Genomic DNA, 13,661 nt, shown 5'->3' with positions numbered 1-13,661 from the left:
AATCGTATTTACATAGGTATTTTGGTAGCGTGATGACAAAAAGGAGTCAGGTTATGGGAGAACTTATTGTCGCACCGAAAGGAAAACGAGCCATCCGCTTCGGCGTCTGCCAACGCTGTCTCAGCACGCACGTCCGGACGTTCACTTGTCATCATGGACGCTGTGCCTATTGCCGAAATTGTTTGTACCTCGGGCGTGTCTGCCGATGTGATTTTCTACAGGAACGGGACATCACAACTCCAACCGAGACGACCGAATTGACGATGCCATTCGAGCTCGTCCCAGACCAAAAGCGGGTCGCGAACCAACTGCTCACGTGGTGGGACGAACGGAGGACGGGACTTGTGCATGCGGTGTGTGGCGCTGGGAAGACCGAGATGACGTTTCCCGTGATTGAGCGTGTTGTCAATGAAGGGAAGCGAGTGTTGGTTGTCTCTCCGAGGAAAGATGTCGCCATCGAATGGGTCGAACGATTAGAACAGGCGTTCACAGTCCCTGTCACTAAACGATATGGAGGGGGAGAAAAAGACTCCATTGGGATGATCACAGTGGCGACCGCACCGTTACTCATGAATTTACGTGACGTGTTCGATTATGTGCTCGTCGATGAGTCCGATGCCTTCCCGTTTGCCTTTGATGTGGCACTTTGGAATACAATCCGTCGGGCCGGGAGAAATGTCTTCTTATTTATCACGGCGACCCCGACCGTTTGGCAACAATTGCTTCCGAAGGTTCATCTGTCGCGGCGCTATCACGGATTCGATTTGCCGGTCCCGACACTTGTCAAACAGTCCGACGAACGACTCCTAGACTTCTGTCGACGTCACGCCTTGAAACCCCGTCTCTTGTTTGTGCCGACGAAGCCTGATTTGGAGCGATATGAAAGTCGGTTACAAGAGGCAGGTATCACGTGTCAAACCGTTTCTGCTGACACGGAAGAACGGTTGGATACACTCCATTGGCTTCAAGAAACGAAAGGGATCGTCCTTGCGACCTCAATCTGGGAGCGAGGGATGACGGTTCGCGACGTGCAGGTCGCCGTGGTTGAAAGTGAACATCGTCTCTTCTCGACGCGGGGTCTCATTCAGATGGCGGGTCGGGCGGGGCGAAAACCGGACACACCGACAGGAGAGGTCTGTTTCTTTTACGAGGAGCGGACATTCCGACAAGATGTTGCCATCCAGAAGATCAGGGAGGCGAATCGGCGATGAAATGTCTTCTTTGTCATGAGTCGATGACCGTCCCGTGGACACCTGATACGTTATGGCGACGGGACTGGGTGTGTCCCTCTTGCGAGTCGAAACTGACGCCGCTCGGGACAGGTTGCCCACGCTGCGGTCAACCAAATGAGACCGGTGAGACGTGTCCGGACTGCATCCGCTGGCTCGCACTCGGTCTCGACTTGACCGTCCGCTGCCTGTACGCGTACGATGATGCAGGAATTGACTGGCTACATCGATATAAATTCAGCGGGGATGTCGTCATTGCCTCATCGGTTGCCCCAGCGCTTCGGGCATTGCGTTCATCTGGCGTGACCTATGTTCCGATTCCGTTGAGTAAGGAGCGACTTCAGACACGTCGTTTCAATCAGGCCGAGGTGCTCGCGCGATATATCGGTCTGACGCGGCAGATTCTCGAAAAAACGGAGGTTTCAAGTCAACGTGAACTCGGGAAAGAAGGAAGACGACACCGAACGAACCCTTTCACTGTACCAACTTCAGTGAAATATGGGAAAATCATTCTTGTAGACGACGTCTATACGACGGGAACGACCCTTCATCAGGCGGCATTTTCGTTGCAACAGGCAGGTGCATCAGAAGTTTCTGCGATTTGCTTGTTTCGGGCGCTAAACAAATCAAAATCGCGTCCGATATAAAGGGCAGAGGTGAAACCAATGGATGCAGCAACTTGCCAAATGTGTGGGCGCTTGTTTATGAAACAGGGACGTTCACCGTACTGTCCATCATGTAATGAAGTCGATTATAAAAACTTCTTGAAAGTCCGCGATTTCATTCGTGAACCAGCCAACAAACAGACGACCATCGGAGCCCTCGTCGAAGCGACAGGTGTCTCTGAACTTGATATCACGCGATACATCCACGAAGGACGCTTGATCATCAAAGACAATCCGGCGCTTGCCATCAGCTGCGTCCGTTGTGGTCGGCCTACGAATGAAGGGAAAATCTGTTCGAACTGCCAGAGAGAAATGCAGAAGGAACTGTCCAGTCTACAGGAGATGCAGGAGGGCTTGGCGAAAAAGTCGAGTATCCGCGCTTATCGTTTGGATTAACATCATGAAGAGGGGGAAGACGCATGCGCATCGATTCAGCCAAGTGGGTACACTTACCAAACACTTATGAAAAGAAAACGCAAGTCGAGCCGAAGCCCGCGCAATCAAGCCAAACGGACCAATTGTCAATTTCGGCGGAAGCTCGCGCCCGGTTTGAAGAACCGGTGAAACATCCGGACCGTCTCGCTAAAATCGACGCTTTAAAAGCGGAGATTGATGCAGGCACATATTCACGGGACGCGCGCGAAATCGCTAAACGCTTTCTACAAGGATGAATGGAAGCGAGGTCCGTTTGAGGCCTTCGCACTGAATAACACGGCACGGAAGCTGACTAAATAAGGGGTACCCCTTTCTTTAGTCGGCTCTTTTTTTGAAAAAAGGAGAGACTCATGCTCACATTACATAAACGGTTACTCGAATTGGCTTACGCAAAAGAACAGCAACTTATTCAAAATGACATGGTGGCATTTAGCACGCTCGTCAAAGAAGAAGCGAAACTCGTCCGACAAATTTCACAAAAAGAAGCGGAACGACTTCAAGGGACGTATGAATTGGACGATGAAGAGATAGAGGAATTGAGACCGGTCTTGTTCGAGTTAAAGCGACAGAACGAATTGAACGCGACGTTGCTCGAACAATCCCTTCGTTATATTACTTGGCATCTGGATATGCTCATGCCGGAAGCAGATGATTTTACATACGGACAACAAGCGTTCGAAACACGCTCGTTCAGCCGTGACGTTTAAGGAGGAAGTGGAATGGGTTCAACATTTATGGGATTAGAGACGGCACGCCGCAGTCTCTCGACACACCAATGGGCGCTTCAAGCGACCGGTAATAACGTGGCGAACGCCTCAAACCCTGGCTATTCACGCCAACGGCTCACACTCGGGATGACCGAACAGCTCTCGGTCAACTTCGGCGGGACGAAAGCCGGACAATTCGGGACAGGGGTACGCGGGGAGACGCTCGCCCGAATTCGCGATCTTATGATCGATCAACAGTATCGTGATGAGTCGGTGAAGAACGCCTTCTATGCGACGAAAGAAGCCGCGTTCGGTCGGATGGAAGATATCATCAATGAACCGTCTGAGAACGGACTCGCTAAATCGCTCGACTTGTTCTGGGCATCACTTCAAGACTTGTCGGTCAACCCGGACGATACGGGTGCGCGAAGCGTAGTTCGGCAACGAGCGTTGACATTGGCACAGACATTTAACTATATGTCTTCATCATTGACTAAAGTACAGGATGACTTAAAGACCGAGGCTGGTGTCGTCACGAAAAAAATCAATGATTTGTTGACGAAAATTAGTGACGTCAACCGTCAAATCGGTGATGCAGAGCCTCTTGGTGTTCTGCCAAATGAATTGTATGATGAGCGCGATCGCTACATGGATGAGTTGTCGCAATACATTGAATTCGAACGTGTGCCTGTTGATTACACGAACGGCGAAACACGTGGGAACTCGCAACGTGTCGCAGAAGGACGAATCGATATTCGTGTAGTCGTCGGTGGTACAGAAGTAAAACTCGTAGACGGTCTTACGGGCGGAGTTGGGAAATTTGATGGGATGACCATGACCGATGCTGCAGGTACGAATACATCGATGACACATGCCGACATGCCTAACGGAAAATGGAAAGCACTTGTTGAAATGTACGGAAGTGCAACTGGTCCAGAGGCGATTGACGGGGCATTCACCAACATGCTCAAAGACTTAGATGAGATGGCGAACGTCTTCGCATCAGCATTTAATGTAGCGCATGGAACAAACATGGACGCGGACGGGAATGCCGGTCGAACTGACTTTTTCGTTGGTACTACTAGCGCCGCTACGATTACTGTGAACCCTGATTTCATGAAGAACTTAGATTTAATTGCAGCATCTAAGGACGGGAACATCGGGGATGGAAGTGGTGCTCTCGAACTTGCGCAATTGAAAGAAAGTGCGCTTAACTTTGCGGGTTCGGTTACGACCTCAACCTCGATCGGCAAGTACTATCAAAATGTCATCGGAAACATGGCAGTCGAGGCTAGCCAAAACGCGAACTTGGCAAAGAGTACATTTGCTCTCTTAAGTAGTTCGGACCAACGTCGATTATCTGTCAGCGCAGTCTCGCTCGATGAAGAAATGACGATGATGATTCAATATCAACACGCTTATAATGCGGCGGCTCGAAATATCACAGCTGTCGATGAAATGTTAGACAAAATCATTAACGGCATGGGTGTCGTAGGGAGGTAATGACTGATGCGTGTCACACAGACAATGCTCACACAGACGAACTTGAAGCATTTATCAAGTAGTTACAACACACTCGCTCGTGTCCAGGAACAGCTCATCAGCGGGAAACGGATTCAAAAAGCATCGGAGGATCCAGTCGTTGCGATGCAGGGAATCCGTTACCGGACCGAGGTGCGAGAAGTCGACCAATTCCGACGTAACGTCAGCGAAGCGACAAGTTGGATGGATTTGACGGACTCGACATTGAACGAAGTCACGGAAGCTGTCAAACGGATTCGTGAGTTGACGACACAAGCGGCGAACGATACGTATGAATCGTCGCAACGTGCCATCATCAAGAGCGAGGTCGATCAATTGATCGAACACATCGGTTCACTTGCGAACTCAAAAGCAGGTGAAAAGTATATTTATAACGGTACGAAAACAGATCAACCTCTCATCAATGTCGACCAGTTAAAAGCGTATTTAGCGAATCCGGCTGGTTCTGTCGATTCGATTTATGAGAGTGGAACGGCACCTGCAACAAGTGGGGAAATCGAATTTGAAGTGTCAAAAGGAATTACAGTACAAGTGAACATGCAACCGGAAACGGTTTTTGGTAAGGAGTTATTTGAAGGGCTTCATAAATTAACTACACTTCTTAATGATCCAACGACTGCCGGGGCAGATTTGTCTGCAGAACTTGATACGCTCGACACACTCGGTCAAAACTTGATCACGGAACGGGCGGAGCTCGGTGCCCGAGCAAACCGTTTGGAGCTCGTCGACAATCGTCTTCAAGATCATGAGATTATCGCCAAGACCATCATGTCTGATAATGAAGACATCGATGTAGAAAAAGTCATTATGGAGCTGAAGTCACATGAAACTGTACACCGTGCAGCGTTATCTGCAGGTGCCCGCATCATTCAGCCGACGCTCCTCGACTTCTTACGGTAATTGATGATGAATCTCGCGAGACTTGAGATGCGGCAGACACAGGCCGCGATTCAGATGACATCCAATCGACCGGTACTCGAGATGCGTCAAGGACGGGCCGACCTGTCTATCCAACAAGGGAGAGCCGAGATGACGCAACAGACGACGCAAGGGAAGCTTGAGGTTGATTCATCAGTAGCGAGAAGTGAGAGCAATCTGAAGGGTGTGCTCGAACTCGGTAAACATTTCGGGCGGATTGGGGAACAAGGTGCCCGAGAAGCGATGGCGAATATCGCTCGAGACGGCGACCGAATGATGCGAATCGAGAACGGGAATCCGATCCCTTCGATAGCGGCTGAGAAAGTGAATGACCCATATCCGATTGTTGACATGGGCTACATGCCAAAATCAATCGATCGTGTCAAGTTGACGTATACGCCGGCGGATGTGAAAATCGAGTGGAATATCACACCACCCCAAATTGATGTATCGCTCACTCCGACCGACATCTCGTTCACGCCGTGGACGACGGACATTTCGCTCCGTCAACAGGCGTCACTCGAGATGTGGCCGGTCGGTGGGATGTATGATGAAACGCGTTGAAAGTGAGGACAATCCATGTTCATTGAAACAGACTACTTTGGCAAGATTGAAATAAACGAAGCGGAGACGATCACCTTCGTCAGTGAGATTCCGGGATTCCCGGAATCAAAGACGTTCGTGTTGATCCCGTATGGGGAAGAGTTACCGTTCTGGTCGCTTCAGTCGATTGAGGAACAGGCATGCGCGTTCGTCGTGACGAATCCGTTTTGGCATAAGTCGGACTATGCGTTTGAATTGTCGGATGGCGCGAAAGACCAACTCGGAATCGAGGAGGCGGAACACGTATCGGTCTATTCTATTGTGACGCTTCGTGAACCTTTTGATTCATCGACGCTCAACTTGAAAGCACCGATCGTCATCGAGACGAAGGAACGTCGCGGGAAACAAGTCATCCTAGACGATGCGTATCCAGCTCGTTATCCACTCGGTGGCACGAAAGCGGAGGTGCGCTGATGCTCGTATTGAAACGAAAACAAGGTGAGGCCATCCATATCGGCGACGATGTGACGCTCACGGTACTCGCCATTGAAGGCGACCAAGTGAAGCTCGGGATTGATGCCCCGCGTCATATCGATATCCATCGCCATGAGGTTTACATTCAAATGCAGGAAGAGAACGAGTCGGCACGAAACAGTGCTAACTTGATGAAGCAGATGATTCAAAAGCAGTCGGAAGCGTGAGCTTTCGACTTTTTTCATGAATCCGGTAATTGATGGATGACAGCGCTCGATGGGTTGGGATAGGATGGAAACGTGAAAGGAAGGAGGGGAATCGGTGGAAACAGGTATTAATAGTTTTTTTATCAACATCAGTCTGATCTTTTTATTCATGTCACTCACATTCTATGTGATGCGGACGGTTTTACCGATTCAGCCGACTTCCCCGTTATTTGTACGCTTTTGGTTTGGAGTCTCTAACGGATTGACGGCAATTCTCTTAACCATCAACTCCATCGAATTAGGGGATGCACGAATCGACCTTCGTCTCATCCCGATTGCCTTATCCGCAACGTTCGCTGGACCGTTCGGCGCTATCGTCACGCTCGGTCTGATCTTCATCGGACGCACGACGCTGCACGGAATGAGTGCTCCGTTCGTAGACTCGTTACTACTGTTATTTGTCTTCTTTCTATTTTCTCTTGTCATGACACGCTTACCGATTCGTCGAGGGAGAGGGTATGCCATCTACATCGGGTTTGGTGCGCTCCTCGTCTTGATTCGGGTGAGCGGCAGTGTGGATGAGACGGTCTTCATAAATGTATTCGTCCCTTATTTTCTCATGTTATCTTTTGGGGCGTGGCTCTGCTATTGGGCCGCAAAGAAACTCGAGACGCATCTATGGATGTTTCTCCTACATACGCACCGGGCGACCATTGATGAGTTGACGGGACTCCCGAACCGTTACAGGACGCTCGAACAGATGAATGATTTGGAAATGTCCGGTAAACCGTGGACGTTACTCGTCATCGACGTCGATCATTTTAAACAGTTGAACGATACATATGGGCACTTGGCGGGAGACGCAGCGCTTCGTCATATCGGACAAACGTTGGAACGAAGCTGTCCGCCTTCTGGATTTGTCGGGCGATACGGTGGCGAAGAATTTTTGCTTGTCATTGAAGGTAGTGAAGGCATGGCGAAGGTGGCAGAAAACATCGTCCAGATGGTACAGCGAACACCATTCGAATTTCAGGGTGAAATCATTCCGATGACTATTTCAATCGGTGCAGCGATTGCAGGGCATGAGCCGAGCATGGTCGTGTTCGAAAGAGCAGATGAAGCATTATATGAAGCAAAGCGAAATGGTCGGAATCAGGTCAAATTTGCGTAAAAATCCCCTATAACCGTTGGCGATGATGGTCCAGCGGTTATAGGGGATTTCCCGTTTAGTGAATGTTTTTCTTCTTGAACTGACCGCCGCGGACGTCGTGAATGTTGCCGATGGCGAGGAACGCTTTTTCATCATAGTCATCGAGAATGTCTTTTAATTTCGTTTCTTCTAATCGACTGATGACCGTGAAGACGACTTTCTTCCCGTCACCTGTGTAGGCGCCTTCTCCATGAAGATACGTCACACCTCGACCGAGCCGGTCCATGATGGCTTGCCCGATATCGTCTGGTGCGGACGTGATGATCCAGGCAGCTTTCGACTGGTCAATTCCTTCTAGGACAACATCGATCGTCTTGAACGCGATGAAATAGGTGAGGAGCGAATACATGGCCCGGTCCCAACTGAAGACGAAACCGGCCGTCCCGAGGATGAAGATATTGAAAAACATGACAATCTCTCCGACGGAGAACGGTAATCGATTCGTGAAGGAAACGGCAAGAATTTCCGTTCCATCGAGTGACCCTCCCGCCCGGATGACGAGCCCGATTCCGGCACCGAGTAAAAAACCGCCGAAGACGGTCGACAAGAGGAGGTCGTCTGTGAACGGCTTGATGTCATGAAGGACGATAGTGAAGGCCGACATGAGCAGGATGGCCGTCAACGTGACGACGGCGAACGTCTTTCCGATTTGCCGATACCCGAAGTAGATGAACGGTAAGTTGAAGAGGACGAGCCAAATCGCGAGTTTCGTCTCCGTCAAGTACGACACGATGATCGAGACACCGACGATACCACCGTCGATGATTTGATTCGGTACGAGGAACGCCTCCAAGCCGACGGCAAAGACGAGGGAGCCAAGCAGCAAAAGGACGACTTTTGCAAACAGTTCGGACGCCTTGATCGGATTATGTTCGCGCCTTAAGCGCTGCACTTCCTCCGGTGTCGGGGAAGGCATGGGTGTACGCTGCATATATGGTGCCCCCTTTCCATTTTCTTAAGTATAACAAATGATACGAACCGACAATCATTTACGACAGAGAATCTGACATGAATATTCAGAATTGATGGAGGATTCTTGATAAATTATTTTGGTATTATTTTATGTTAGGCTAAGAAGGTTGTTGAACAATGGATGGAGGTCTATAGGATGAAACGAGAAAACAAAACGTGGTTGATGGCGTTTCAGATGATGATGAACATCATCGGGGGACTCATCGCGGCGTATGGATTGGAATCGGTCCTCATTCCGAATAACGTTTCGGACGGGGGTGTCACAGGGATCAGTATTGTCGGGTCACAACTGACGGGACTGCCGCTCGGTATTTTCATCGGTGTGTTAAATATTCCGTTTGTCTATCTCGGTTATAAACAAATCGGGAAGAGCTTCGCCATCCTTTCAGTCACCGGGATTGCGTCTTTGTCTGTCGGTACGGTCATTATGCACCATGTTCCGACTATCATCGAAGGGGACGCGCTCCTCATCACCGTGGTCGGTGGGATCATCCTCGGGTTCGGAATGGGGATTTCGCTTCGCAACGGGGGAGCGCTTGACGGCATCGACATGTTGGCTGTCCTGTTATCCCGTAAATTGCCGTTCGGTACGAGTGATTTGATTTTATTTTTGAATACGTTCGTCTTCCTCGTCGTCTCGACGGTGTTTGGTCTTCAAGGAGCGGTCTTGTCAGCCATCGCTTACTTCATCGCCTCGAAAGTGATTCATATCGTCGAAGAGGGATTGAGCGGGGCGAAAACGTTCAAAATCATCACGAGTGAACCGCATGAGATGGTCGAGACGATTCGGGACCGTCTCGGACGGAGCGCCACGTTGAATCAAATTCAAGGGGCGTATTCCAAAGAAAGTTATTACGAAATCACGTGTGTCATCAACCGGCTCGAAGAACGAAAAATCAAAGACATCATCGATGATGTCGACCCGAAAGCGTTCGTCGTCGTGTATGAGGTGACAGAGGTCAAAGGCGGGAACTTCCAAAAACGCGATATTCATTAACGGATGGCCAAAGGTTGTCCGTTTTTTTTAACCTCTACACGTGTGAACCGACCAAGCAGGAAATCGCATATGGTAAGTGGAAGAAGTCGATGCAAGAGAAAGGGGAGGATTGGAAATGTACGCACTGATTGGAAAGCTTGTCACGAAAGCGGGGCAACGCGATAGACTCGTAGCAATTTTGTCGGAAGCGGCGCGGGAGATGGAGGCGACATCGGATTGTGAATCGTATCGGGTCCATGTGTCGCTCGATGAGGCGGATACCGTATTCGTCTATGAAGTATGGCGAAATGAGGAGGCGCATGCGGCGTCGTTGTCGCTTGTTGAAGTGAGGGCATATATCGATCAGGCGAAGCCAATCCTCGAGCGGATGGAGCGGATTGCCGCACTCGAACTCCGGACATGACCAAGAAGGAATAAAAAGACGGATGGCCAAGGGTCGTCCGTTTTTTGCAGGAGAAATGGCGAGATGTCGAGAACATGACAGGATTCGGAAAGGAGGGAACGTATGCGTCCACTCATACTCGGTGTCTTCGCCGCCTTGTTTTTTGCGAGCACGTTCGTGTTGAACGAAGTGATGCAAGTCGGAGGTGGCAGCTTTGCCTATAGTGCCTCGCTCCGCTTTTTGTGGATGATTCCGTTACTGCTAGTTGTGGTCGCGTTTCGTGGTGGACTCAAGCGAGTCCTCTCAGCATTGAGAGAAAGTCCTCGTCCATGGATTCTTTGGGGGACGGTCGGATTCGGATTGTTTTACGTTCCGATTTGTCTCGCAGCCGAGGTCGCACCCCCGTGGCTGATTGCGGGCACGTGGCAAGTGACGATTGTCGCCGGGGCACTGTTGTCCCCGCTCTTCAAGAAGGCAGACGGAACACGGGAGCGAATCCCATGGCGCGGACTTCGCTTCTCGGTCTTGATTCTCATTGGGGTCGTAATGATGCAAGTGGAGTTTTTCGAGTCGTTCGAACCTCGTTTCATTTGGCTCGGGGTCGTGCCGGTCATCATCGCCGCATTTGCCTACCCGCTCGGAAACCGGAAGATGATGCAGCACACGGACCTCGACGTATTCGAGCGAATCCTCGGAATGTGTCTCGGGTCACTCCCGGTCTGGCTCCTGTTGTTCGCGTATGGGTTGACGACGGGGCGTCCCTCATCGAGTCAGCTCGGGCAGACGTTCCTCGTCGCCCTGTTATCCGGGGTTGTCGCGACCGTGCTATTCTTCATGGCGACCGATCTCGTCAAACATGACATGGGAAGACTGGCGTCCGTCGAAGCGACGCAAGCGCTCGAAGTCCTGTTCGCGCTCATCGGGGAACTGGTCTTCCTGCATGCCGTCATGCCATCGCCAATCGCTTTGTCCGGGATCGCGCTCGTCATGGTCGGGGTCGTCTTCCACAGTCGGAGTCAGTTTATGGAGCTCCCGACCGTCGTTCGACAAGAGGCATAAAAAAATCCCCTCAGTCTTTTTAGCGAGGGGATGGTCATTAACTTGTTGTCAAACTGCCTTTGACTTTGTCATAGAAATCATCCATCATACCGGTACGGCTACCGAGTTGGCAGATCAGTTCGAGCGTTTCTTTATAGAACTTCTTGACGAGTCCTTTGTTTTTGACGCCGTCCATTGATGCGAGCGTCTGGTCGAGATTCTCTAAAATCTCTTTGATTTGCGCGTCTGAGTCCGGTTTGACGACTGTCATGTTCTCAGGGATGCTGACGACCTTTTCTTGGCCTTGATGACGGAATGATGCACCGAATCCGAGGTTCTCGATGAAGAGGTGCGGCATCACTTTTTGGCCGAAGAAATGCTTGTGCCAGTCCGTTGCTTTCATCGTGTCCATGTCCTGTTTGAACGTAGACGCCGTGGAGACATATTGTTTAAACAAATCCGTCATGAATTTCTCGATGACGGGAATTTGAAGGGCGAAGACGTTTTTCAAGAGCGCGTCGAGCTGAGCGCGTGTCAAAGTAGTTTCGTTAGACATGTCAGTTCCTCTTTTCTATAGTACGTTACTACCATCGTATGGGATTGACGGACACTCGTCAATGTAAGGGGAAACATTTTTTCAGAATATTTAATGAAAAGTCGTCAACTTGTGGGATAATCAAGTGAAGACATTAACAAGTGAGGAGTGGTTCTTGTGAACAAATCGATGAAATGGGCGCTCGCGCTCGGTGTGACAGGTGCATTGGTGGCGACAGTCGGTGTCGTCTCCTCCCGGGGACGGACAGAGGATACGACGCAGACGATTCGTGACCGTGAGCTCGGCTATGAGATCATCTTGCCGTCGAAGATTGTCGAGGCGATCGAGCGAGGTGATGTCTATATCGAGAAGGCGCAGGACGTCGTCGACATCGGGGACACGAAGAGCTACGGTACGTTCGATTTATACTATAACGTTGAGGACGGGGACGACCAGCTCTTGTTCCACCTAGACTTGATCGACCGCGAATTGACGCAAGAGGCGTTCGCGACAGAAATCGGCTACGGCAACTACCTCGGGACGAACGACAAGACGTTCTTCTGGGTCGAACCGACTGAGGCCGTCCCGGGTGCGGAAGCGCATACGGACGAGATTGCCGAGTTGATCGAGACACTTCCTGAGTTAGAGTTTCGAACGTTGTAACATGGAGAGACTGTAGACGGCTGAATCGTTTGCAGTCTTTTTCAGAGAGGTGGGGGACGTTTGCGAAAGACATTACCAAGCCGAAGACGAGATTATTCGGAGGGATTGATTGTAATCCTTTTGTTTATCGTCGCGATTTATATATTTGATTTACCGAAACAAGAAAGCTTTTTCACCTTGGCTGTTGTCATTGTCATCTCGGTCATGATGCGAGAATTGACTTATCTTTTGCAGAAAGAAAGAAATTATTGAATGTCTGCTCGCTACGGCGGGCTTTTTCCTTTGTGCTACAATACAAATGAGGTGATATGAATGAATTGGACAGTAGAAGAAGTAAGACAGGCAGATGACGTCAAAGCGTTAGAACAGGCGGTCAACGCGAACGACAAGATCGACGTAAAGGTTGGGCATGAGTCGATCGGGCAGAACGACTATGCGGTATATGACGGGGAGACACTCGTCGGGTATCTCATGCTTTTCCCGTATCTTCCGAACGAGTATGAAGTGAATGCGCTCGTTCATCCTGAATACCGGAAACAAGGTGTCTTCACGGCACTACTCGAAACGGCAAAACAAGACGCGAAGTTGAACGGTTGCGAAGCATTCACGTTCGTCATCGACCGAAACTCGGCATCCGGGAAAGCGGTGCTCGAGCATCTTCAGGCGGCGTATCAGTTCTCGGAATACAATCTCGTCTTGAAAAAAGCGGAACTCTTCTTGAAGCCGGACGAGGTATCGCTACGTGAGGCGACAGCAGAGGATCGTCCGCTCATCATCGCGACGCTCAGCGAGGCGTTCGGGGATCCGGTCGATGTGACGGAAAATATCTATCAACAAATCGATACGCCAGACCGCGTGACGTATATCGGTGAAGTGGACGGCAAACCGATCGGCGTGATTCGCGCCCTTCTCACTGGGGATGATGCGGCAAGCATCCATGCGTTCGGGGTCAAAGCAGGTGAGCAAGGCAAAGGCTACGGCACGAAAATGTTGAAACAGATGGTCCAACAACTGTTCCGTATGGGCCGGACGAAAGTCGAGCTCGATGTCGAGACGGAAAACAAGGCGGCGCTCGAGATTTATAAACGTGCCGGTTTTGCGGAGAATGGTGGCTATGAGTTTTATATGATTGAAGTGTGAGGTGA

Annotated in this window: 19 protein-coding genes; 17 read left to right on the top strand and 2 right to left on the bottom strand. The window is 50.3% G+C overall.

Going from position 1 to position 13,661, the window contains the following annotated elements; all coding sequences use genetic code 11:
* Positions 1-53 precede the first annotated feature (53 nt).
* The 11 genes from F3H97_RS08155 to F3H97_RS08105 all read left to right on the top strand — a co-directional run bounded on the left by F3H97_RS08155 (position 54) and on the right by F3H97_RS08105 (position 7,890).
* Positions 54-1,211 (top strand): DEAD/DEAH box helicase family protein, encoded by a 1,158-nt coding sequence (locus tag F3H97_RS08155; RefSeq protein ID WP_196431024.1) that lies wholly within the window; start codon positions 54-56, stop codon positions 1,209-1,211.
* On the top strand, positions 1,208-1,876 hold the full coding sequence (locus tag F3H97_RS08150) for a ComFC family protein (protein ID WP_196431023.1): 669 nt from the start codon (positions 1,208-1,210) through the stop codon (positions 1,874-1,876). The genes F3H97_RS08155 and F3H97_RS08150 overlap by 4 nt, the downstream gene beginning before the upstream one ends.
* 18 nt (positions 1,877-1,894) lie before the next feature.
* The gene (locus tag F3H97_RS08145) at positions 1,895-2,290 is read left to right on the top strand and encodes a flagellar protein (RefSeq protein ID WP_074036201.1); all 396 of its coding nucleotides are present in this window, start codon (positions 1,895-1,897) and stop codon (positions 2,288-2,290) included.
* Between the two features lie 23 nt (positions 2,291-2,313).
* On the top strand, positions 2,314-2,565 hold the full coding sequence (locus F3H97_RS08140) for a flagellar biosynthesis anti-sigma factor FlgM (protein ID WP_074036202.1): 252 nt from the start codon (positions 2,314-2,316) through the stop codon (positions 2,563-2,565).
* A 114-nt stretch (positions 2,566-2,679) separates the two neighbouring features.
* The gene (gene flgN / locus F3H97_RS08135; protein ID WP_074036203.1) at positions 2,680-3,036 is read left to right on the top strand and encodes a flagellar export chaperone FlgN; all 357 of its coding nucleotides are present in this window, start codon (positions 2,680-2,682) and stop codon (positions 3,034-3,036) included.
* 12 nt (positions 3,037-3,048) lie between these two features.
* A complete protein-coding gene (gene flgK / locus F3H97_RS08130) occupies positions 3,049-4,539 on the top strand; it encodes a flagellar hook-associated protein FlgK (protein WP_196431022.1) in 1,491 nt (496 codons plus the stop codon).
* Positions 4,540-4,545: 6 nt separating this feature from the next.
* The gene (flgL, locus tag F3H97_RS08125; protein ID WP_159562671.1) at positions 4,546-5,478 is read left to right on the top strand and encodes a flagellar hook-associated protein FlgL; all 933 of its coding nucleotides are present in this window, start codon (positions 4,546-4,548) and stop codon (positions 5,476-5,478) included.
* Between the two features lie 27 nt (positions 5,479-5,505).
* Positions 5,506-6,060 (top strand): DUF6470 family protein, encoded by a 555-nt coding sequence (locus tag F3H97_RS08120; protein ID WP_230872833.1) that lies wholly within the window; start codon positions 5,506-5,508, stop codon positions 6,058-6,060.
* 15 nt (positions 6,061-6,075) lie between these two features.
* On the top strand, positions 6,076-6,513 hold the full coding sequence (gene fliW, locus F3H97_RS08115; RefSeq protein ID WP_196431021.1) for a flagellar assembly protein FliW: 438 nt from the start codon (positions 6,076-6,078) through the stop codon (positions 6,511-6,513).
* Positions 6,513-6,740 carry a carbon storage regulator CsrA gene (gene csrA / locus F3H97_RS08110; protein WP_012726976.1) on the top strand — a complete coding sequence of 76 codons (228 nt, stop codon included), beginning with the start codon at positions 6,513-6,515 and terminating at the stop codon, positions 6,738-6,740. Before fliW ends, csrA begins: the two co-directional genes overlap by 1 nt.
* A 94-nt stretch (positions 6,741-6,834) precedes the next feature.
* Positions 6,835-7,890 carry a GGDEF domain-containing protein gene (locus tag F3H97_RS08105; protein ID WP_196431020.1) on the top strand — a complete coding sequence of 352 codons (1,056 nt, stop codon included), beginning with the start codon at positions 6,835-6,837 and terminating at the stop codon, positions 7,888-7,890.
* Between the two features lie 55 nt (positions 7,891-7,945).
* Here F3H97_RS08105 and F3H97_RS08100 read toward each other — a convergent pair whose 3' ends face one another.
* The gene (locus tag F3H97_RS08100) at positions 7,946-8,860 is read right to left on the bottom strand and encodes a YitT family protein (protein ID WP_082131986.1); all 915 of its coding nucleotides are present in this window, start codon (positions 8,858-8,860) and stop codon (positions 7,946-7,948) included.
* Between the two features lie 177 nt (positions 8,861-9,037).
* Here F3H97_RS08100 and F3H97_RS08095 point away from each other — a divergent pair, with 177 nt between their 5' ends.
* The 3 genes from F3H97_RS08095 (at position 9,038) to F3H97_RS08085 (ending at position 11,339) form a co-directional block, all read left to right on the top strand.
* Positions 9,038-9,898 carry a YitT family protein gene (locus F3H97_RS08095; protein ID WP_196431019.1) on the top strand — a complete coding sequence of 287 codons (861 nt, stop codon included), beginning with the start codon at positions 9,038-9,040 and terminating at the stop codon, positions 9,896-9,898.
* 115 nt (positions 9,899-10,013) lie between these two features.
* Positions 10,014-10,301 (top strand): putative quinol monooxygenase, encoded by a 288-nt coding sequence (locus F3H97_RS08090; protein WP_074036210.1) that lies wholly within the window; start codon positions 10,014-10,016, stop codon positions 10,299-10,301.
* Between the two features lie 102 nt (positions 10,302-10,403).
* On the top strand, positions 10,404-11,339 hold the full coding sequence (locus tag F3H97_RS08085) for a DMT family transporter (protein ID WP_196431018.1): 936 nt from the start codon (positions 10,404-10,406) through the stop codon (positions 11,337-11,339).
* A gap of 37 nt (positions 11,340-11,376) precedes the next feature.
* Here the strand turns inward: F3H97_RS08085 and F3H97_RS08080 are convergent, their stop codons facing one another.
* On the bottom strand, positions 11,377-11,874 hold the full coding sequence (locus F3H97_RS08080) for a hypothetical protein (protein WP_031422805.1): 498 nt from the start codon (positions 11,872-11,874) through the stop codon (positions 11,377-11,379).
* Between the two features lie 156 nt (positions 11,875-12,030).
* On the opposite strand from F3H97_RS08080, the gene F3H97_RS08075 reads away from it, so the two are divergent.
* Genes F3H97_RS08075 through F3H97_RS08065 form a run of 3 tightly spaced genes read left to right on the top strand, consistent with a single transcriptional unit; the run spans position 12,031 to position 13,656 of the window.
* Positions 12,031-12,516, top strand: a complete 486-nt coding sequence (locus F3H97_RS08075) for a hypothetical protein (protein WP_196431017.1) — start codon at positions 12,031-12,033, stop codon at positions 12,514-12,516.
* A gap of 60 nt (positions 12,517-12,576) precedes the next feature.
* On the top strand, positions 12,577-12,768 hold the full coding sequence (locus tag F3H97_RS08070) for a hypothetical protein (RefSeq protein WP_196431016.1): 192 nt from the start codon (positions 12,577-12,579) through the stop codon (positions 12,766-12,768).
* 60 nt (positions 12,769-12,828) lie between these two features.
* The gene (locus F3H97_RS08065; RefSeq protein ID WP_196431015.1) at positions 12,829-13,656 is read left to right on the top strand and encodes a GNAT family N-acetyltransferase; all 828 of its coding nucleotides are present in this window, start codon (positions 12,829-12,831) and stop codon (positions 13,654-13,656) included.
* The last annotated feature ends 5 nt before the right edge of the window (positions 13,657-13,661 follow it).

It is taken from the genome of Exiguobacterium sp. SRB7LM (assembly GCF_015712685.1).
Lineage (GTDB): Bacteria > Bacillota > Bacilli > Exiguobacteriales > Exiguobacteriaceae > Exiguobacterium > Exiguobacterium profundum.
Note: the sequence above shows the minus strand (reverse complement) of the source record. Positions and strands in the feature narration are given on the sequence as shown.